Source organism: Pseudomonas sp. HT11 (genome assembly GCF_044875395.1).
Taxonomy (GTDB): Bacteria; Pseudomonadota; Gammaproteobacteria; order Pseudomonadales; family Pseudomonadaceae; genus Aquipseudomonas.
In genome coordinates this window covers 1,877,572-1,895,818 of the sequence record NZ_CP173217.1, presented here as the reverse complement: position 1 = coordinate 1,895,818, position 18,247 = coordinate 1,877,572, and the positions used below count along the sequence as shown (strand labels likewise).

Here is an 18,247-nt window from a genome sequence, read left to right as displayed (position 1 = left end):
AACTTAGCCCTCCTTTGCCGGGGTTGGAGCGGGTTGGCCGCTGTCTTTCAGGGCCTTGGTGACTTCCGGCGGCATGTATTTCTCATCGTGCTTGGCCAGCACTTCATCGGCGACCACCACGCCGTCGGCATTGAGCTTGCCGAGGGCGACGATGCCCTGGCCTTCGCGGAACAGGTCCGGGAGGATGCCGCGATAGGTGATGGTCACGGCCTTGTTGAAGTCGGTGACCACGAAGGTGACGTCGAGGGAATCGCCGGAACGCTTGAGCGAGCCCTTCTCCACCATGCCGCCCGCGCGAATGCGCGTGTCTACCGGCGCTTCGCCGTTGGCGATCTGGGTCGGGGTGTAGAACAGGTTGATGTTCTCCCGCAGGGCGCTCATCGCCAGGCCCACGGCAACACTCACACCGACCAGGATGGCCAGGATGATCAACAGACGCTTTCTACGCAGCGGATTCACTTATCGGTCTCCCGGCGCAAACGACGCGCCTCTTGTTGCAGGTAACGCTTGCGGGCCAGGATCGGCGCGGCGACGTTGAGGGCCAGCACCGCCAGGCAGATGCCATAGGCCGTCCAGACGTACAGGCCGTGGTGGCCCATGGCGAGAAAATCACTGAAAGAGTTGAAACTCATCCCCGCGCTCCCAGGCTGTTTTGCACTTCGGCCTTGACCCAGCTGGTGCGGGCTTCACGCTTGAGCACTTCCAGACGCATGCGCATCAGCAGCACGGCGCCGAAGAAGCAGTAAAACCCCAGCACCATCAGCAGCAGCGGCGCCCACATTTCCACGGGCATCGCCGGTTTTTCGGTAAGGGTGAACGTGGCGCCCTGGTGCAGGGTGTTCCACCACTGCACCGAGTATTTGATGATCGGGATGTTGATCACGCCGACAATCGCCAGCACCGCGCAGGCCTTCGCGGCGCTGTCTCGGTTGCTGATGGCATTGCCCAGGGCGATCAGGCCGAAGTACAGAAACAGCAGGATCAGCATCGAGGTCAGGCGCGCGTCCCACACCCACCATGAACCCCAGGTCGGCTTGCCCCAGATGGCGCCGGTGACCAGCGCCACGGCGGTCATCCACGCGCCGATGGGCGCCGCGCATTGCAGGGCGACGTCGGCCAGTTTCATCTTCCACACCAGCCCGACCACGCCGCACACGGCCAGCATCACGTAGCAGGACTGCGCCAGCATCGCGGCGGGCACGTGGATATAGATGATGCGAAAGCTGTTGCCTTGCTGGTAGTCCGGCGGGGCGAAGGCCAGGCCCCAGACCAGGCCGATGCCGATCAGCAACACGGCGGCAATGCTCAACCACGGCAGCAGCTTGGCGCTGATGCCGTAAAACCATTTGGGCGAGCCGAGCTTGTGAAACCAGGTCCAGTTCATTGCTGTTTCCATCACGGTGGTTTCTCGTCTTGGCGAGAAACTCAGGGTCTTTACTGGTTAATAACGCTTAACCAGACCTCATTATTCGCCGACGCTGATCTTCAGGCCAGCCGCTATAGCAAAGGGTGTCAGGGTTACCGCCAGGGCGGTCAGGCTGCCAAGCCACAGGAGGTAACCGGTCGCCGGAATGCCCATGAGCGCGGCCTGCAAGGCGCCGCTGCCCAGGATCAACACCGGGATATACAAAGGCAGAATCAGCAGGGCCAGCAACAGGCCGCCCCGCTTCAAACCGACGGTCAACGCTGCGCCCACCGCCCCCAACAGGCTGAGCACCGGCGTACCGAGCAACAAGGACAGCAACAATACCGGCAGGCATTCGACGGGCAGGCCCAACATCATCGCCAGCAACGGTGAGAGCAAGACTAGCGCCAAGCCGGAAAAAGCCCAGTGTGCCAGTACCTTGGCCAGAACCAGAAGTGGCAGCGGGTGCGACGAAAGGACCCACTGTTCTAGGGAACCGTCTTCGAAATCGCTGCGAAACAGCCCGTCCAGCGAGAGCAGCACTGATAAAAGCGCCGCCACCCACACTAATCCTGGGGACAAGGTTTGCAACAGTTTAGTCTCGGGACCGACCGCCAACGGGAACAAGGCGATGACGATGGCAAAGAACACCAGCGGATTGGCCAATTCAGCCGGGCGACGGCACAACAGCCGTGCTTCACGGGCGACCAGCAGCGCGAACACACTCATACCGACCACCGGCCCAAATCCAGCTCACGGTAACCGGCGGGCATGCGCGTCAGCGTGTGGTGAGTGGTAAGCACCACTGAACCGCCCTGCTCGCAGTGCCGGGCCAGGTGTCCTTCGAGCTGGGCGACGCCTTGTTTGTCGAGGGCAGTGAACGGTTCGTCGAGAATCCACAGCGGCGGGCCCGGCAGGTACAAACGCGCCAGCGCTACGCGGCGCTGCTGGCCGGCGGACAGGGTATGGCAGGGAACATCTTCAAAGCCTTTGAGGCCGACGGCCGCCAGGGCTTGCCAAATGGCATCACGGGAGGCCGGGTAATGCAGGGCGCTGAGCCAGCTGAGGTTCTCTTCCGGCGTGAGCACGTCCTTGATGCCGGCGGCGTGGCCGATCCAGATCAGGTTACGGGCCAGTTCGCTGCGTTGTTCGTTGAGCGGCTGGCCGTTGAGCCGCACACCCCCTGCCGTCGGCTGCATCAAACCGGCCAGCAGGCGCAGCAAACTGGTCTTGCCGCTGCCGTTGGGGCCGCTTATTTGCACCATGTCGCCGCCCGTCAGACGCAGTTCGAGGTGTTCGAACAGCATCCGCAGGTCGCGTTCACAGGCGAGCGCTACGGCTTCAAGAAGAGGGCTGGTCAAGAGATCGCGGGCCTTTACGGTTCAAGTCGGCGGTGCAGCGGCCGTTATAGAGAGATGCACAATAACGGCTTTGGCGACCGATTTTAGAGAGCTGGATCAAATAGTTGTGAGGTTTTTACCGCTCTCTTTGCAGACGGGCGGCATTATACATGTGATGCCCTACTCTAAAGAGGGCAATTTCCCCAGAGACGATGCGCACGATGACCGGTGAGATCAACCTTCCTACGCTGCCTCCTGCCCCGGCGCCCGGGCCTGCCCCGCTGCCGCCGACCGGCGAGTTGCTCAAACTGCTGGAGCCGCAGGCCGGACTGATCGACCCTGGGAAAACCGCCAACGCCGAGGTGATCGCGCTTAAACAAGGCGGCGATGCGTTTCAGCTGCTGCTCAAATTGACCCTTGAAGGCGGCCGCCAGACCCTGGTGCAAGCCAGCAGCGCCCAGCCTTTGCCGTTGGGCAGCAATGTAGCGGTGAGCCAGACGCCAGCCGGCAACCTGACGCTCTCGTTGCAGCAGGCCTTGAGCGCCAACGTGGCCGCCCTCACGCGTATCGACACCACGCAAATGCCGGTGGGCACGCTGTTGCAAGCCAAGGTGCTGACCACCCAGATGTTGCCGCAAGGCACCACGCAACCGGCGATCTACCGCTCGCTGGTGACGGTGCTCAACAACGCCCTCGCCGGCACCACGCTGACGCTGGAAAGCCCGCAGCCACTGCGGGTGGGCAGCTTGCTCAGCGCCGTGGTGCAAAATGCGCAGACCTTGAACTTCGTGCCGTTGAGCGGGCTCAAGGATCAATTGGCCGTGGCCCAACAGCTTTCTACTCAGCAAAGTCGCCAAGGCTCGCTGGACGTGGTTTTCACCGCCCTGCAAAACCTGCCCACCGACGACAGCACGTCCACCGACCTGCGCGCCGCGGCGGCGCGGTTGCTGGCGGCGTTGCCCGACCTGGCACAAGTGAGCAATCCCAAGGTGTTGGCGCAGCTGGTACAGAACAGCGGCGCGTTTCTTGAAGCCAAGTTGCTCGCCGGGCAAAACCCGCAAATCCCGCCGCTGGACATGAAAGGCGCGTTGCTGCGCCTGGTCGCCGACTTGCTGCCTGCGCTGCCCAGTGCCACCAATCTCAATGCCATCCTCGCCGCCAATACCCTGGCCCAGGTATTGCCCAACTTTGTGCGTAACCCGCTGAATACGCTCGGCCAGATCGGCGCGCGTCAGGCACCCGCCGGCTTTCCGCTGCCGGATCGGCTGATGCAGCGCCTGGAAGGCGAAAGCGACCTGGAAAACCTGCTGCGCCTGGCCGCCGGTGCGATTTCGCGCCTGCAGAGCCATCAGTTGTCGAGCCTGGAGCAAACCGGCACCACCGCCGATGGCCGCTTGCAAACCACCTGGCAACTGGAAATTCCCATGCGCACCTTGCAGGACATCGTGCCGTTGCAGGTCAAGTTCCAGCGCGAGGAACCCACGCCGGACAAGGATCAACCCGAACGCAAAGACAAGAAAGACCCCAAGCAGATGCTCTGGCGCGTCGAGTTGGCGTTCGACATGGAGCCGCTGGGGCCATTGCAGGTTCAGGCGCAACTGACCCAGGGCAAACTGTCCAGCCAGCTGTGGGCAACCCGGCCCTTTACCGCCAGTTTGATCGAAAGCCATTTGGGCCATTTGCGCGAACGCCTGGTGACCTCGGGCCTCAACGTCGGCGACCTGGATTGCCACCTCGGCACCCCACCGCGCGGCCCAAGAACCGGCCTGGAACAACGCTGGGTGGATGAAACCGCATGAAAAATCCAGCCCCACCACGCCAGGCGATTGCCCTCAAGTACGACGGCCAGCAAGCGCCGACCCTGACGGCCAAGGGCGACGATGCCTTGGCCGAAGCCATTTTGAAGCTGGCGCGGGAAAATGAAGTGCCGATCTATGAGAACGCCGAGCTGGTCAAGCTGCTGGCGCGCATGGAGCTGGGCGACAGCATTCCGGAAGAGTTGTACCGCACGGTGGCGGAGATCATTGCCTTTGCGTGGACGCTGAAGGGCAAGTTTCCGGCGGGGTACGACCCGAACGCCGAGCCGGTGGAAAGGGACGTGACTGAGCGCGGGGATGATTACTAGACGCAGACCTCATGCCCCTTGCGGTAAGCGGACATGTTGTGGCGAGCGGGCTTGTCGTGGCGAGCGGGCTTGCCCCGCGTTGGGCTGCGCAGCAGCCCCAAAACCTCACCGATTACATCTTTCTGAAAAACCGTGGCGCCTGTATCAGGGCCGCTTCGCGCCACAACGCGGGGCAAGCCCGCTCACCACAGGGAACCCTTCCACATTTAGATCGCTATCGTCAGTTCAGCACTTCGCTCAGCGGAATGAAATTGACGTTGTCGCCGATAGCCAGCGTGGTGCCTTCCAGCACTTCCACAAACCCTTCTGCCCACGCGGCGCTGCGCAGCACGCCGGAGCTTTGGTTACGGTAGATGATCGCCTTGCCCTGCTCGATCCGCCCGCGCAGGTATTCGCGGCGGTTGCCCGGCTTGGGCCAGGTGAAACCCACCGGCACTTCGAAACGCAACGGCTCCACCTCTTGCACGCCTTGGCGGCGCAGCAGATAAGGCCGCGCCAGCAACGCAAAGGTCACCAGGGTCGACGCCGGGTTGCCGGGCAGGCCGATCACCGGCACACCGCGAAAATGCCCGAAGGTCAGCGGTTTGCCTGGTTTGATCGCCAGCTTCCACAGGGCCAACTCGCCCTCTTCACGCAGGGCGATGCCGAGAAAGTCAGCCTCGCCCACCGACACTCCACCGGTCGACAGAATCAGGTCGACACTGCCCAGGTCCGCCAGGCGTTTGCGGGTTTTTTCCAGGTCATCCGGCAGAATCCCGGCGTCGATCACCTCGCAGCCCATGCGCGCCAGCCAACTGCACAGCACGCGTCGGTTGCTGTTGTAGATCTGCCCCGGGCCGAGCGGCAAACCGGGCTCGATCAACTCGTCGCCGGTGGACAACACGGCCACGCGCACGCGGCGCACCACGCTCAAGCGGTCGTGCCCCAGCGAGGCGGCCAGGCCCAGCTCAATCGGGCCCAGGCGGGTGCCGGCGCTCAACACCAACTCGCCGACGGTGGTTTCCTGGCCTTGCGGGCGGATGTTCTGGCCCACCTGCAAGGGTTCGCTGAAACTCACGCGCTCATCGGCGTGGACCACGGCGTTTTCCTGCATCTCTACACAATCGGCGCCTTCCGGCACTGGCGCACCGGTAAAGATGCGCGCGCAGGTGCCGGCGGCCAACGGCTGCGGCGCCTGGCCGGCGAAGATGCGTTGGCTGACGGGCAAGGGCTCGCCGGTCCAGTCCGCCTGGCGCAGGGCGTAACCGTCCATGGCGCTGTTGGGCCAGGGCGGCAGGTCGAGGGTAGAGATCAGGTCGTGCGCGAGCACGCGGCCGTCGCAGTCGGCCAGCGGCACCACGTGCGGCTCACGGATCGGCGCGGCTTCGGCCATGTCCAGCAGTTGGCGCAGCGCGTCTTCCACTGGCATCAGGGCGCCGGTTTTGCCGGGCTTATCCACGGGATTCGCAGGGTTCGGCCTGCTTCAAGTGAGGAACGAAGTTGCACGGGCGATGACGGTTGTCCAGTTGCTCGGCGAGGATGCCGTCCCAGCCGGTACGCACCGCGTTGGTCGAACCCGGCAGGCAGCACACCAGCGTGCCATTGGCCAGGCCGGCCAGGGCGCGCGATTGCACGGTGGAGGTGCCGATATCGGCCACGGAGATCTGGCGGAACAGTTCGCCAAAGCCATCGACCTGTTTATCCAACAGGCAGCTCACCGCTTCGGGCGTGCTGTCGCGGCCGGTGAAGCCGGTGCCGCCGGTGATCAGCACCACTTGCACCACGTCTTCGGCGATCCAGTGGGCGACTTTCGCGCGGATTTTGTAGAGGTCGTCCTTGAGCAGCGCGCGCTCGGCCAGGCTGTGGCCGGCGGCGGTCAGGCGGTCGACGAAGACCTGGCCCGAAGTGTCGGTGTCCAGGGTGCGGGTGTCGCTGACAGTCAGTACAGCAATATTCAGGGGTACGAAGGGCGCATCAGCCTTGGCGTTCATGGCTCGGTCCGGTTGTCGAAGGAACAGCCCGATGTTATATCACAGGGCCCTATTTACCTGCCGCAGCGGAACCGCCATGTCTCTCGATTCTTCGCCCCTGCCCTGTTCGATTCTGCTGCTGGCCGGTGGCCGCGGCCAGCGCATGGGTGGTCAGGACAAGGGCCTGCTGCCCTGGCATGGCCAGCCGTTGATTGCCCACCTGCAGCGCCTGACCCGGCCGCTGACGGATGACCTGATCATCTCGTGCAATCGCAACCATGACCTGTACGCGCCCTACGCCGACCAGTTGGTGAGCGACGACAGCCCGGACTTTCCCGGACCGCTGGCAGGCATCCGCGCCGGGCTGGCCGCCGCGCGCCATGCACAGCTGCTGATCCTGCCCTGCGACGTGCCAAACATCGACGCGGCGCTGCTCGCCGATCTGCGTGAAACTGCACGCCGTACACCGTTGGTGCCGGTGATGGTGCGTCAGGGCGAATTCTGGGAACCCTTGATCTGCATCATCCCGACCCACCTGCAAACCGAAGTAGAACGGGCCTGGAACGCCGGTGAACGCAGCCCGCGCAAGATTCTGCTGCAACTGGGCGGCGTGGGCCTGGAGTGCCCGGCGAATGACCCGCGCCTGGCCAACCTGAATACACCTGAACTGTTGCACGCAGCCTTCGGCGTGTCAGAATGAACCTCGCACAAGGAACTTTGTCGACGCGACGCGCGTCACAAGGTCAGCAATTTAAAAGCATTCTCTCGGAGACACACTCATGACTCAACGGACCATCGCCGCTCTCATGCTTGCACTGGGCCTCGCTACTCTCGCCGGTTGCGCCTCGCCTACAGTGATCACCCTGAATGACGGTCGCGAAATCCAGGCCGTCGACACCCCTAAATTCGATAAGGCTTCGGGCTTCTACGAGTTCGAACAACTTGACGGCAAGCAGACCCGCATCAACAAGGATCAGGTTCGCACCGTTAAAGACCTGTAAGTCTTAACGCTGGACCCACAAGGCCCGCCTCGCGCGGGCCTTGTCGTTTCCGGGGTTTACCAGTCGAGGGTGATCCGGCTGCGGAAATCGCGTTGCTCACCGGTAACCGGGTCGATAAACCGCACGCCCTGGGCCAGCAGTTTGAGCGGGTTGGCGTAGTCGTCCTCGGCGTCCTTGATCACGTCGGGGTAGAACGGGTCATTGCAGATACTCGCCCCCAGCGCGGTCATGTGGACGCGCAGCTGGTGCTTCTTGCCGGTCACGGGGAACAGGCCGTAGCGCCACAGGTCGGCGTTTTTCTCACGGACTTCCACCGCCGTCTCGGTGTTGCTGACGCCGGGGCCTTCCTGCATGCGAAAGAACGGTTCGCCTTCCACCAGACGGCTTTTGTGAACCATGGGGAAGGTCAAATCAGGCAACGCTGGAGCGATGGCTTCGTAGAATTTGTCGATGCGCCGTGTTGGAAACAGCTGTTGATAAGCTGAACGGCTGTGCGGGTTGGCCGAGAACAGCACCAGCCCTGCGGTGTGCCGGTCGATGCGGTGCAAGGGCACCAGAGCAGGGTTATCCAGGCGCCGGATCAAGCGGCGCAACAGCGTCTGTTCAACGTACTCACCCGCCGGGGTCACCGGGAGAAAATGCGGTTTGTCGGCGACCACCAGGTGCTCGTCGGCATACAGGATGGTTTCCTCAACCGGAATGACCTTCTCATTCGGCACTTCACGGAAGTAGTAAATACACAGGCCTTGCTTGTAGGCCAAATCCATTCTGATCGGCGTGCCGTTGATGTCGAGTACGCGGCCACGGGCGATGCGGTCCAGCCAGTGCTCGCGGCCAATCGCAGGGAAATGCTCGCACAGACACTCCAGCACCGTCGCCCAATTGCCAGGTGGCAAATACAACGTGCTGGCTTGGTGTTGCGACGCGGAAAAACCGGAAGATGACATGACAATGCTCGAAGCCTGGAAAATCAGGCGGGCATTATCCCGCATGGAGCGCGATGGAGCCTAGGGCGGATCTCAGGCCTTGGCCAATTGCGCACGCAGGATCGGCGAAGCGCTGGCCGCCTCGGTGAACTCCTTGAGCCAACGCAGTACGTCCACCGCTTCCCAGCGACCGGGATCGTAAAGCGCGTACAACAACCCTTGGTAACCCACCACATCCAACTGCTTGTGATAACCGGCGCGCTGGAACAACGCTTCGATCTCGGCAAAGCAGGTATTGAAGTGCACTTTGTTAAAAGGCGTCTTGCCTTCCGTGACCAGGCCATCGAGGCGCAGCTCGTTCACCGCGTCGCGCACGACGTCGGCGGACATGCGATTGACGCTGCTTTTCAGTTGTTCAACATTCACCACGGGCGTTCCCTCTATTCAATCGCTGTACAAACATACAGTAACGTAATATTTGGAAACTCGCCATCGGAGAAAGCCTAGGACAGGAAGGCAACAACCTGTCCGGTGTCGAATGGCCAGTCCAGCTCTGCCCCGGTATCCACCCGGCGAAGCACCGGAATCCGCAGGCTGTAGGCGTCGGTCAGGTCATCGGGGTCGGTGATGTCCACCAGTTCCACCAGCAACCCGTGTTCGACGAGCGGCATGATTTCGACTTCGGCAATCTCACAAAGATGGCAACCCAGGGTGCCGAATAACTGGCATTCAGGAAGCATGGCGAATGGGCCTGATCAGGAAACAGGCAATCATTCTAAACCTGCCAAATACCGGTGGCGAGCGGGGTGATCCGGGTTGATTGGCGAAAGGGCTCAGGCGGCGGGTGTGTTTGTTCGAGATGGACGTGGGTGGGAGGTTTTCGGGCCGCTTCGCGCCCCAACGCGGGGCAAGCCCGCTCGCCACAGCAAGCCCGCTCGCCACGACAGGCACGCTTGCCACAGCAGGCCCGCTTGCTACAACTTGCCTGCTGGGCATTGAAAGCCTGACCCAGATCACCATGGCCTATAACTGATTCAGCGATTCTCGCGCCTTTTTGTCCGCTCAACCTGCAAGGAAGCTGCCCGTGTTTGCCAATTTGCTGATTATTCTGGCCTCATCCCTGGTGGTGATAGCGCTGTTTCGCCGCCTGCAATTGCCGCCCGTGCTGGGTTACCTGTGCGTCGGCCTGGCGGTGGGGCCCACCGCTCTGGACTGGGTGAATGACAGCGAAGAGCTGCCCGACCTTGCCGAACTGGGGGTGGTGTTCCTGCTGTTTTCTTTGGGATTGGAGTTTTCCCTGACCAAGATGCTCGCCCTGCGCAGGGTGGTGTTTGGCTTGGGCAGTTTGCAGGTGCTGGGGTGCGCAGCCTTGCTGGGAGGCCTGTTGATGGGCTTCGGTCTGTCGCCAAGCGTCGCGCTGTTGCTCGGCGCGGGGCTGGCATTGTCCTCCACCGCGATTGTCAGCAAGGAGCTGAGCAGCCTTGGGGAAATCTTCAGCAGCCACGGCCAGAATGCGATTGGCGTGTTGCTGTTCCAGGATGTGGTGGCGGTAATGCTGCTCACGTTGGTGCCGGTGTTTGCCGGCAGCAGCGAACACGCCTGGTATTGGGCGCTGCCGCTGACGCTGGGCAAAACCGTGCTGTTGTTCGTCGGCCTGCTGTTTGCCAGTCGCTGGTTGCTGCCCCGCCTGTTCCACGAAGTTGCCGCGTCCCATTCGGCTGAGCTGTTTGTGCTGTTGGCGCTGGTGATCGTCTTGCTCACCGCCTGGCTCACGCATTTGCTCGGCCTGTCCCCTGCCCTCGGGGCTTTTCTGGCGGGCATGCTGTTGGGCGAAAGCCATTACCGGCATCAGATTGAGGCGGACATACGGCCATTTCGCGACATCCTGCTCGGGCTGTTTTTCGTCAGCATCGGCATGCTTATCGACCTGCAGCTGTTTGTCAGCCACAGCGTGCTGATCCTCGGCCTGACCCTCGCGCTGATGCTGATCAAGGGCTGTGTGGTGGCAGCCCTGGTCAAGCTGCGCGGCAGCGACAGTGAAACCGCGTGGCGCAGCGGCCTTGCCCTGGCGCAAGGCGGCGAATTCTGCTTCGCGTTAATGGCGCAGATGCAACAGAGCCGGCTGATCCCGGACGAGTTCAACGGTTTGCTGCTGGCCGCCACCTTCTGCTCGATGCTGCTGACTCCGTTGTTGCTGCGCGCCGCACCGGGCATCGCCCTGCGCCTGCACCGCAAGCCCAACCAGCAGGTGCAACTGGAGGAAATCACCGCGCTCAATGCCGATTTACGTGGCCACGCGGTGATTTGCGGGTATGGCCGCGTCGGGCAATCCATCGGGCGCTTTCTGCGTCGGGAACATCAGGCATTCATCGCCCTGGATGACGACCCCGAGCGCGTGACGCAGGCCGCCACCGAAGACAGCAGCGTGCATTACGGCGACTGCCGCCGTGGGGCGTTGCTCAGTGCGGTCGGCCTGGAGCGCGCGCGGCTGGTGGTGATTGCCGTGGACAACAGCGATGTGGCCCTCACGGTCCTGAAAGAGGCCAGAAGGATCAACCCGCACGTCCCCGTGCTGGTGCGTACGCGCGATGACAGCCAACTGGCCGAGTTGAAAGCGGCGGGCGCCAGCGAAGTGGTGCCCGAGCTACTGGAATCGAGCCTGATGCTCGCCTCCCACGCCTTGATCCTGTTGGGCCTGCCGGACCACCAGGTGCAGGCGCGGGTGGATGAGGTGCGCCAGAACCGTTATCGCCTATTGCACGGCTTTGATGCGCAGACCGAAAAACCGCTCAGTCCTGACTGACCGCCCCAATCTTGTGGATCGACAGGTCCGCGCCGTAGTACTCCTGCTCCTGGCTCAGGCGTAGCCCGTGTACACGCTTGATCACGCCGTACACCACCAGCCCGCCGACCAGCGCCACCGCCACGCCCAATGCCGTGCCGATCAACTGGCTGATCAGGCTCACGCCGCCCAGGCCGCCAAGGGCCGTCTGGCCAAAGATGCCGCACGCAATGCCGCCCCATACGCCGCACAAGCCGTGCAGCGGCCATACACCCAGTACGTCGTCGATCTTCCAGCGATCCTGCGCCGCGATGAAAAACCACACAAACAAACCACCGGCCACCGCACCCGTGACCAGCGCGCCCACCGGGTGCATCAGGTCGGAACCGGCGCAAATCGCCACCAGCCCGGCCAACGGGCCGTTATGCAGGAAGCCTGGGTCATTGCGGCCGATCACCAACGCGGCAACGGTGCCGCCGACCATGGCCATCAACGAGTTCACGGCGACCAGGCCGCTGACGCCATTGAGGGTCTGCGCGCTCATCACGTTGAAGCCGAACCAGCCGACAATCAGGATCCACGAGCCCAGCGCCAGGAACGGAATGCTCGACGGCGCAAAGGCCACCAAGCGCCCTTCCCGGTATCGACCATTGCGCGATCCCAGCAGCAGCACCGCCGCCAGCGCCAGCCAGCCGCCCATGGCATGCACCACCACGGAACCGGCGAAATCATGGAAGCTGGCACCAAAGGTTGCGAGCAGCCAGGCTTGCAGGCCGAAGTTGCCGTTCCACACCATGCCTTCGAAAAACGGGTAGATAAACGCCACGATCAGCGCGGTGGCACACAGCTGCGGAGCGAACTTGGCGCGCTCGGCGATGCCCCCGGAAATAATCGCCGGAATCGCCGCTGCAAACGTCAGCAGGAAGAAAAACTTCACCAGGCCGTAGCCATGATCGGCGCTGATCACCGCCGCCGGTTGCATGAAGCTCACGCCGTAGGAGATCCAATAGCCTATAAAGAAATAGGCCAGGGTCGAGATGGCGAAGTCGCTGAGGATCTTCGACAGGGCATTCACCTGGTTTTTCTGGCGCACGGTGCCGACTTCCAGGAACGCGAAGCCGGCGTGCATGGCCAAAACCATGACTGCACCGATCAGGATGAACAGGGTGTTGGAGCTGTGAACAAGTGTGTCCACTGCACTTTGCAAATTTTCCATGGAGGTTGGCAGGCCTGCATTAAGGCAAAAAGCACCAAAGCGGTTCAAGCCAGGGTGTCGCGCACTAAATTGGCGCCACCAGCCCCACCTCTGTGCAGAAGGTGTGAACCGCTTTAGCGCAGCGATCAACACAAAAGGCCGTTGCCGACAGGGTTTTTCCGCGGGTTTTATTTATTTAGGGTAAGGTTTTTCAAGGCATTAGCCTCGGGTCGCCCGGATTCAGCGCATACCCTGGGGCAGGCGCACCAAGGCAAAGCAAAAGCTGTACCAGACAATTGCAGTGAACCTTCACCGTTAGCGGTGACTCGAAAACAAACGTAACGCACCAGACGCACAGATCAGCCAATCACGGAGATAACCATGGCCCGAAGAACTGCAAAGACTGCTCAAGAAATACTGATGGCGGATTTTCAAACCCTGGTCAGTGACACTGAAAGGTTGCTGGACGACACCGCGGTATTGGCCGGCGACCAAGCCGACGAGCTGCGCACCAAGATCCACGACAGCCTGCTCAAGGCCCGTGAAACCCTGCAACTGACCGAAGATTCCCTGCGTGAACGCGGCCAGGCGGCTGTCACCGCCACCGAAGATTACGTGCAAGCCAACCCTTGGCAGTCAGTCGGCATTGCCGCCGGCGTTGGCTTTCTGATCGGTCTGCTGGCTACAAGGCGCTAATACCATGTCTATCGGCGAATCCGGCTCGTCCACGAGCTCAAGCTCCACTTCCCGACGCCTGGGCGCGGCCGTTCTGGGCTTGCTGCACAGCCACGTCGAATTGTTTGGCATCGAGTTGCAGGAGCAGAAATCCCGCACGGTCAGCTTGCTGCTGTTTGCAGGCCTGGCGCTGGTATTTGCCCTGCTGTTACTGGTGGGGTTATCGGCGCTGGTGATGATTCTGGTCTGGGACACCTACCGTCTTACCGGGATTATCAGCCTCTGCGTGTTCTACAGCCTGGCCGCAGCGTTTTGCGGAGTGCGCTTGAAAGCGGCGATATTCGATGAATCCACGCCCTTCCACGCCACCCTCGAAGAGCTGGCCAATGATCGGGAGCGCCTGCTGCCATGAGCATGACTGAAATCCCGCAAAACACCTCCCGTCGGGAAATGCGCAAGGCGTTGATCCGCCTGCGCATGGAAATGCACCGTCAGGAAATCCGCCATGAATCCCATCAATTGATGGTCCCGCTGAACAAAGTGCGTGACCTGCGCCATAACTGGCAGGACAGCCTGGGCATCAAGCACGCGCCGCTGTGGGGCGTGGCCGCGGTGACGCTGATGGGCTTTTTTACCGGCAAGGGCGCCAAGGGCGGCAGTATCAGCAGCGTGACGCGCCTAGTGCGGCTAGGGGCCGGTTTGATCCCGTTGATCAAATTGGCCATGGCAGGGCGCAAGGGTTAAGCGCGACTGGCTGCATTCTTGCAAACAGAATTGGCCCGGCCCTCGTTACTGAGGGCCGGGCCTTTTTTCGCCAGCTCTCTTAAGGAGGCCCCGTGATCGACGGGCAACCGCTCGCCTGCTTCCAGCCATTTATCGACACTGCCACCGGGCGCATCGCCGGCGTCGAGGCACTCGGCCGTCTGCGCCAGGCTGATGGGCGCTTGCTGTCAGTCGGCCCGCTGTTTGCCGACCCGCGCACACCGGGCGTGGCCTTACGCTGCCTCGACCGGCAGATCCGCGACAATGCCTTGAGCCGCCTGCATGAAGCGCCTGCAGACTGGTTTTTGAGCCTGAACATCTCGCCCCGCTGGATCAACCGTCTGCGCCCCGGCCAAGCCTTGCCCAGCCTGAAGCAGGTGCATGCGCATGGCGTCGATCCGCAGCGCATTGTGTTCGAGATCACTGAACTGGGCGGAGACATCCAGCGTCTGGCCGAGGTGGTGGCGCGCTATCGTGAGGCCGGTGCACGCATTGCCATCGATGACTTCGGTGCCGGCTACTCCCAGCTTGACCGCGTACTCGCGCTGCAGCCGGATATCCTCAAGCTGGACATGCGCCTGTTCCAGGAAGCCGCCAAGGGCGGACCGAGCAGTGAGATCGTGCGTGCGCTGGCGCAAATGGCTGAGAAGACTGGCTGCTGGATCATCGCCGAGGGTGTGGAAACCGAGGCGCAGCTGAGCTTCGCCCTGGAATGCGGCGCGCGGTATGTGCAGGGTTACCTGTTTGCCCAGGCGCAACTCGACTGGTTTGCCACCGATGCCTTCGTGCCGCAGTTTGCCCGCCTGCGTACGGTTTACGTGCAGCAGAAACTGGCTGAACGCGGCCGCATCATGCAGTTGCGCCTGCAACTGGCCGAACTGATGAAGATCCTGCAGAACTGGGCGCAGGGCCAGGCGCCGCTGGACCAGTTACCTCAATTGCCGGATTTCCCCTGGCTGCTGCGCTTCTATCAGTGCGACCGGCATGGCACCCAGCTGACGCCCAACTTCGAATGGCGCCAGGACGCCTGGCAGGCCGACAGCCGCTACCTGGGGCACAACTGGTCGTGGCGCCCCTACTTCTATCACCTGCTGGCCGAAGGCTGGGAGGAGCGGCGTCTGACCCTCTCTTCGACTTACCGCGACGCCACCACCAATCAGTATTGCCTGACCGCCGGACAATTCTTCGATAACGGTCAGCGTTTGCTGTTAATCGATATAGACGCGGTCGGCTTGTAGATTTTCGCTTGCCCCGGTGCAGCTGAACCGGGAAGCTGGGAGGGTCATTCACCGCACGGAGAGTACCCGCCTTGGATTGGCCCACCCTGCTTACCCGCGAACGTCTTGGAAAGCCTCTGCACAGCCCGGAAGAACTCGGCCGCAGCCCGTTTCACAAAGACCATGACCGTATTATTTTCTCCGGCGCCTTCCGCCGCCTGGGCCGCAAGACCCAAGTGCACCCGGTGTCCAGCAACGATCATATTCATACGCGCCTGACCCACTCGCTGGAAGTCAGTTGCGTCGGCCGTTCGCTCGGCATGCGCGTGGGCGAAACCCTGCGCAGCGCACTGCCCGACTGGTGCGACCCCAGCGATCTGGGCATGGTCGTGCAATCGGCTTGCCTGGCCCATGACATCGGCAACCCGCCGTTCGGGCATTCCGGCGAAGATGCCATCCGCCACTGGTTCCAACAGGCGGCCGGGCGCGGCTGGCTGGACGACATGAGCAGCGCCGAGCGCAATGATTTCCTCAATTTCGAAGGCAACGCCCAGGGTTTTCGGGTGCTGACCCAGCTTGAGTACCACCAGTTCGACGGCGGCACTCGCCTGACCTATGCCACCCTGGGCACCTACCTGAAATACCCCTGGACCGCCCGCCACGCCGATTCGCTGGGCTACAAGAAGCATAAGTTCGGCTGTTACCAGAGCGAGCTGCCGATCCTTGAGCAGATCGCCCACAGGCTCGGCCTGCCGCAACTGGAAGAACAACGCTGGGCCCGTCACCCGCTGGTGTACCTGATGGAGGCGGCAGACGATATCTGCTACGCCTTGATCGACCTCGAAGACGGCCTGGAAATGGAGTTGCTCGAATACGCCGAGGTCGAGTCGCTGTTGCTCGACTTGGTCGGTGACGACCTGCCCCAGACTTACCGGCAACTGGGCGCGCAAGACTCGCGCCGGCGCAAGCTGGCGATTTTGCGCGGCAAGGCCATCGAGCACCTGACCAATGCCGCCGCCCGGGCTTTCGTGGAACAGCAGGATGCGTTGCTTGCCGGCACACTGCCGGGCGATCTGGTGGAGCACATGCATGGCCCCGCCAAGCGTTGCGTGCTGGATGCCAAGGACATGGCCCGCAAGAAAATCTTCCAGGACAAGCGCAAGACCCTGCATGAAATCGGCGCCTACACCACCCTGGAAATCCTCTTGAATGCGTTTTGCGGTGCCGCGCTGGAGCAGCATGGCGGGCGCACGCCGTCGTTCAAGAACCGGCGCATCCTCGACCTGCTCGGCAACAGCGCACCGGACCCGGCGTGGCCGTTGCACGCCTCGTTCATGCGCATGATCGACTTTATTGCCGGCATGACCGACAGCTACGCCACCGAGATGGCGCGGGAGATGACCGGGCGTTCAAGCCCACAATGACGCTTGCGATCACGCCGCCTGTTCCCCGAACAGAATCTGCCTACGACGGGAACAGAGCTGCCTGATCGAATTCGTACACTCATTCAAGGAATAATCACGCCCGCTTCTGGCGGACCTGGCGAGCAATTCCTACGCGCCACCCATCGACGCTTGACTGACCCGTGTGCCCCTATGCCCAGACACCCTCTTCGAATCCTATTGGTGGAGGATCACCCCTTTCAGCTTCTGGCCACTCAGTGCCTGCTTAACACCTTCGGCTTCGACCACCTGACGCTGGCAGAAAATGCCGAACAGGCGATCCGCGCGATGTCTGAATCCAAAAGGCCGTTTGACCTGATGCTGTGCGACCAATGCCTGCCTGATTTACTCGGCCTGGAGCTGGTAGAAATCGCCAGTCGCCAACACTTTATAACCGGCGCCATTCTGCTGAGCGGGCTGCCTTCCTCGGAACTCTTCAACCTGACCACCCAAGCCCTGCAGCGTGGTTTGCCGCTGCTTGGTTATTTATCCAAACCGCTGAATAAAGACGAACTTGCAAAGTTGATTGCGCCCCTGGTCCGATTGTAAATGTAGGACTTTAAACTCTGCCTACCTACGAAAATATACCTGGGCCAATCGCTGAATCGCTGGCACTGCCAATGACCGCACCGATTTAAAACTTGCTTACATCCAGCGTCACAAAGCCTTAACAACTGGTAGGTAACTACCTTTTTTCATGTAGGAATTCTCCTGTTTTATACCTGTTCCCACCATGGTTCATGCTCCTCCCTCTTCTTCTGAGCTAATGTGCCCGCTTTATTTGCACTTGCATGGAATGTGATTATGAACACGGTTTTTATCATTGATGACCACCCCGTTATCAGGCTGGCGATCCGCATGTTGCTGGAACATGAGGGTTATAAAGTCGTCGGTGAAACGGACAACGGTTGTGATGCGATACAAATGGTTCGCGAATGCCTGCCGGACTTGATCATTCTGGATATCAGCATTCCCAAACTTGACGGCCTCGAAGTGCTGTGCCGGTTCAACGCCATGAACACATCGATGAAAACCCTGATTCTGACCGCTCAGAGCCCGACGCTGTTTGCTACCCGCTGCATGCGCTCGGGCGCGGATGGCTATGTGTGCAAGGAAGGCGACCTCAGCGAACTGCTGAGTGCCATCCGCGCCGTGCTGTCGGGTTATAACTATTTTCCCAGCCAGGCCCTCAATGGTAATGCAGACGGCACAGACACGCTGGAACTTGAACTGTTTAAAACAGTGAACGACCGGGAACTGATGGTATTACAACTTTTCGCACAAGGTCGCACCAATAAGGAAATCGCCAAAGGGATGTTTCTAAGTAATAAAACAGTAAGCACTTACAAAAAAAGGCTGATGCAAAAACTTAAAGCCAAGTCCTTGGTAGAACTTATCGAGATGGCAAAACGAAACGCGCTAGTGTGA

Annotated in this window: 23 protein-coding genes; 12 read left to right on the top strand and 11 right to left on the bottom strand. The window is 61.4% G+C overall.

The genetic code is table 11. From position 1 onward, the window contains the following. Positions 1–3: 3 nt before the first annotated feature. The 5 genes from ccmE to ccmA all read right to left on the bottom strand — a co-directional run bounded on the left by ccmE (position 4) and on the right by ccmA (position 2,766). Positions 4–459 (bottom strand): cytochrome c maturation protein CcmE, encoded by a 456-nt coding sequence (gene ccmE / locus ABWL43_RS08665; protein WP_106576791.1) that lies wholly within the window; start codon positions 457–459, stop codon positions 4–6. Then, positions 456–632: a heme exporter protein CcmD gene (gene ccmD, locus ABWL43_RS08660; protein WP_106576792.1), complete on the bottom strand. Its 177-nt coding sequence runs from the start codon at positions 630–632 to the stop codon at positions 456–458. Before ccmD ends, ccmE begins: the two co-directional genes overlap by 4 nt. After that, positions 629–1,384, bottom strand: a complete 756-nt coding sequence (locus ABWL43_RS08655; RefSeq protein ID WP_145165067.1) for a heme ABC transporter permease — start codon at positions 1,382–1,384, stop codon at positions 629–631. The genes ccmD and ABWL43_RS08655 overlap by 4 nt, the downstream gene beginning before the upstream one ends. Positions 1,385–1,465: 81 nt before the next feature. Beyond that, entirely contained in the window at positions 1,466–2,134 is a 669-nt protein-coding gene (ccmB, locus tag ABWL43_RS08650) for a heme exporter protein CcmB (RefSeq protein WP_404487432.1), read from the bottom strand. Beyond that, positions 2,131–2,766 carry a cytochrome c biogenesis heme-transporting ATPase CcmA gene (ccmA, locus tag ABWL43_RS08645; protein ID WP_404487431.1) on the bottom strand — a complete coding sequence of 212 codons (636 nt, stop codon included), beginning with the start codon at positions 2,764–2,766 and terminating at the stop codon, positions 2,131–2,133. Before ccmA ends, ccmB begins: the two co-directional genes overlap by 4 nt. A 200-nt stretch (positions 2,767–2,966) precedes the next feature. Between ccmA and ABWL43_RS08640 the strand changes: the two genes are divergently transcribed. Both ABWL43_RS08640 and ABWL43_RS08635 read left to right on the top strand, forming a co-directional pair. Continuing rightward, positions 2,967–4,544, top strand: a complete 1,578-nt coding sequence (locus ABWL43_RS08640) for a flagellar hook-length control protein FliK (RefSeq protein ID WP_106577282.1) — start codon at positions 2,967–2,969, stop codon at positions 4,542–4,544. Next, the gene (locus ABWL43_RS08635) at positions 4,541–4,870 is read left to right on the top strand and encodes an EscU/YscU/HrcU family type III secretion system export apparatus switch protein (RefSeq protein ID WP_242193754.1); all 330 of its coding nucleotides are present in this window, start codon (positions 4,541–4,543) and stop codon (positions 4,868–4,870) included. Before ABWL43_RS08640 ends, ABWL43_RS08635 begins: the two co-directional genes overlap by 4 nt. A gap of 220 nt (positions 4,871–5,090) precedes the next feature. Here the strand turns inward: ABWL43_RS08635 and glp are convergent, their stop codons facing one another. Beyond that, complete coding sequence (gene glp, locus ABWL43_RS08630) at positions 5,091–6,278, bottom strand: gephyrin-like molybdotransferase Glp (protein WP_404488379.1); 1,188 nt, start codon at positions 6,276–6,278, stop codon at positions 5,091–5,093. Positions 6,279–6,300: 22 nt separating this feature from the next. Continuing rightward, on the bottom strand, positions 6,301–6,840 hold the full coding sequence (gene moaB / locus ABWL43_RS08625) for a molybdenum cofactor biosynthesis protein B (RefSeq protein ID WP_404487430.1): 540 nt from the start codon (positions 6,838–6,840) through the stop codon (positions 6,301–6,303). A gap of 76 nt (positions 6,841–6,916) precedes the next feature. Between moaB and mobA the strand changes: the two genes are divergently transcribed. Beyond that, positions 6,917–7,519 (top strand): molybdenum cofactor guanylyltransferase MobA, encoded by a 603-nt coding sequence (gene mobA, locus ABWL43_RS08620; RefSeq protein ID WP_404487429.1) that lies wholly within the window; start codon positions 6,917–6,919, stop codon positions 7,517–7,519. Between the two features lie 79 nt (positions 7,520–7,598). Beyond that, complete coding sequence (locus tag ABWL43_RS08615) at positions 7,599–7,820, top strand: YgdI/YgdR family lipoprotein (protein WP_065901933.1); 222 nt, start codon at positions 7,599–7,601, stop codon at positions 7,818–7,820. Positions 7,821–7,876: 56 nt separating this feature from the next. Here the strand turns inward: ABWL43_RS08615 and ABWL43_RS08610 are convergent, their stop codons facing one another. From ABWL43_RS08610 to ABWL43_RS08600, 3 genes are all read right to left on the bottom strand, one after another. Beyond that, complete coding sequence (locus ABWL43_RS08610; protein WP_369300513.1) at positions 7,877–8,767, bottom strand: pseudouridine synthase; 891 nt, start codon at positions 8,765–8,767, stop codon at positions 7,877–7,879. Between the two features lie 72 nt (positions 8,768–8,839). Continuing rightward, positions 8,840–9,175: a hypothetical protein gene (locus ABWL43_RS08605; protein WP_017529348.1), complete on the bottom strand. Its 336-nt coding sequence runs from the start codon at positions 9,173–9,175 to the stop codon at positions 8,840–8,842. Positions 9,176–9,249: 74 nt separating this feature from the next. After that, entirely contained in the window at positions 9,250–9,486 is a 237-nt protein-coding gene (locus ABWL43_RS08600; protein WP_145165084.1) for a glutaredoxin family protein, read from the bottom strand. A gap of 344 nt (positions 9,487–9,830) precedes the next feature. On the opposite strand from ABWL43_RS08600, the gene ABWL43_RS08595 reads away from it, so the two are divergent. Beyond that, positions 9,831–11,549: a cation:proton antiporter gene (locus tag ABWL43_RS08595; protein ID WP_404487428.1), complete on the top strand. Its 1,719-nt coding sequence runs from the start codon at positions 9,831–9,833 to the stop codon at positions 11,547–11,549. Here the strand turns inward: ABWL43_RS08595 and ABWL43_RS08590 are convergent. Beyond that, positions 11,536–12,744, bottom strand: coding sequence for an ammonium transporter (locus tag ABWL43_RS08590; RefSeq protein ID WP_404487427.1), 1,209 nt, complete (start codon positions 12,742–12,744; stop codon positions 11,536–11,538). The genes ABWL43_RS08595 and ABWL43_RS08590 overlap by 14 nt on opposite strands. A 360-nt stretch (positions 12,745–13,104) precedes the next feature. Here ABWL43_RS08590 and ABWL43_RS08585 point away from each other — a divergent pair, with 360 nt between their 5' ends. From ABWL43_RS08585 to ABWL43_RS08555, 7 genes are all read left to right on the top strand, one after another. Then, a complete protein-coding gene (locus tag ABWL43_RS08585; protein ID WP_106576799.1) occupies positions 13,105–13,419 on the top strand; it encodes a YqjD family protein in 315 nt (104 codons plus the stop codon). 4 nt (positions 13,420–13,423) lie between these two features. After that, positions 13,424–13,810 carry a phage holin family protein gene (locus tag ABWL43_RS08580; protein WP_064451560.1) on the top strand — a complete coding sequence of 129 codons (387 nt, stop codon included), beginning with the start codon at positions 13,424–13,426 and terminating at the stop codon, positions 13,808–13,810. Beyond that, positions 13,807–14,142 (top strand): hypothetical protein, encoded by a 336-nt coding sequence (locus ABWL43_RS08575; RefSeq protein WP_145165090.1) that lies wholly within the window; start codon positions 13,807–13,809, stop codon positions 14,140–14,142. The genes ABWL43_RS08580 and ABWL43_RS08575 overlap by 4 nt, the downstream gene beginning before the upstream one ends. A 92-nt stretch (positions 14,143–14,234) precedes the next feature. After that, the gene (locus ABWL43_RS08570) at positions 14,235–15,398 is read left to right on the top strand and encodes an EAL domain-containing protein (protein ID WP_145165092.1); all 1,164 of its coding nucleotides are present in this window, start codon (positions 14,235–14,237) and stop codon (positions 15,396–15,398) included. 71 nt (positions 15,399–15,469) lie between these two features. Continuing rightward, on the top strand, positions 15,470–16,801 hold the full coding sequence (locus tag ABWL43_RS08565) for a deoxyguanosinetriphosphate triphosphohydrolase (protein WP_106576802.1): 1,332 nt from the start codon (positions 15,470–15,472) through the stop codon (positions 16,799–16,801). A 171-nt stretch (positions 16,802–16,972) separates the two neighbouring features. Further along, positions 16,973–17,368, top strand: coding sequence for a response regulator (locus ABWL43_RS08560; protein WP_404487426.1), 396 nt, complete (start codon positions 16,973–16,975; stop codon positions 17,366–17,368). 255 nt (positions 17,369–17,623) lie between these two features. Then, complete coding sequence (locus ABWL43_RS08555) at positions 17,624–18,247, top strand: response regulator transcription factor (protein ID WP_106576804.1); 624 nt, start codon at positions 17,624–17,626, stop codon at positions 18,245–18,247.

Excerpts from the sequence above, each read along its gene's own strand:
- ccmD (WP_106576792.1), bottom strand. The coding sequence starts at position 632 with ATGAGTTTCAACTCTTTCAGTGATTTTCTCGCCATGGGCCACCACGGC.
- ABWL43_RS08655 (WP_145165067.1), bottom strand. The coding sequence starts at position 1,384 with ATGAACTGGACCTGGTTTCACAAGCTCGGCTCGCCCAAATGGTTTTAC.
- ccmB (WP_404487432.1), bottom strand. The coding sequence starts at position 2,134 with ATGAGTGTGTTCGCGCTGCTGGTCGCCCGTGAAGCACGGCTGTTGTGC.
- ABWL43_RS08640 (WP_106577282.1), top strand. The coding sequence starts at position 2,967 with ATGACCGGTGAGATCAACCTTCCTACGCTGCCTCCTGCCCCGGCGCCC.
- ABWL43_RS08635 (WP_242193754.1), top strand. The coding sequence starts at position 4,541 with ATGAAAAATCCAGCCCCACCACGCCAGGCGATTGCCCTCAAGTACGAC.
- glp (WP_404488379.1), bottom strand. The coding sequence starts at position 6,278 with ATGCCAGTGGAAGACGCGCTGCGCCAACTGCTGGACATGGCCGAAGCC.
- moaB (WP_404487430.1), bottom strand. The coding sequence starts at position 6,840 with ATGAACGCCAAGGCTGATGCGCCCTTCGTACCCCTGAATATTGCTGTA.
- mobA (WP_404487429.1), top strand. The coding sequence starts at position 6,917 with ATGTCTCTCGATTCTTCGCCCCTGCCCTGTTCGATTCTGCTGCTGGCC.
- ABWL43_RS08615 (WP_065901933.1), top strand. The coding sequence starts at position 7,599 with ATGACTCAACGGACCATCGCCGCTCTCATGCTTGCACTGGGCCTCGCT.
- ABWL43_RS08610 (WP_369300513.1), bottom strand. The coding sequence starts at position 8,767 with ATGTCATCTTCCGGTTTTTCCGCGTCGCAACACCAAGCCAGCACGTTG.
- ABWL43_RS08600 (WP_145165084.1), bottom strand. The coding sequence starts at position 9,486 with ATGCTTCCTGAATGCCAGTTATTCGGCACCCTGGGTTGCCATCTTTGT.
- ABWL43_RS08590 (WP_404487427.1), bottom strand. The coding sequence starts at position 12,744 with ATGGAAAATTTGCAAAGTGCAGTGGACACACTTGTTCACAGCTCCAAC.
- ABWL43_RS08585 (WP_106576799.1), top strand. The coding sequence starts at position 13,105 with ATGGCCCGAAGAACTGCAAAGACTGCTCAAGAAATACTGATGGCGGAT.
- ABWL43_RS08580 (WP_064451560.1), top strand. The coding sequence starts at position 13,424 with ATGTCTATCGGCGAATCCGGCTCGTCCACGAGCTCAAGCTCCACTTCC.
- ABWL43_RS08575 (WP_145165090.1), top strand. The coding sequence starts at position 13,807 with ATGAGCATGACTGAAATCCCGCAAAACACCTCCCGTCGGGAAATGCGC.
- ABWL43_RS08560 (WP_404487426.1), top strand. The coding sequence starts at position 16,973 with ATGCCCAGACACCCTCTTCGAATCCTATTGGTGGAGGATCACCCCTTT.
- ABWL43_RS08555 (WP_106576804.1), top strand. The coding sequence starts at position 17,624 with ATGAACACGGTTTTTATCATTGATGACCACCCCGTTATCAGGCTGGCG.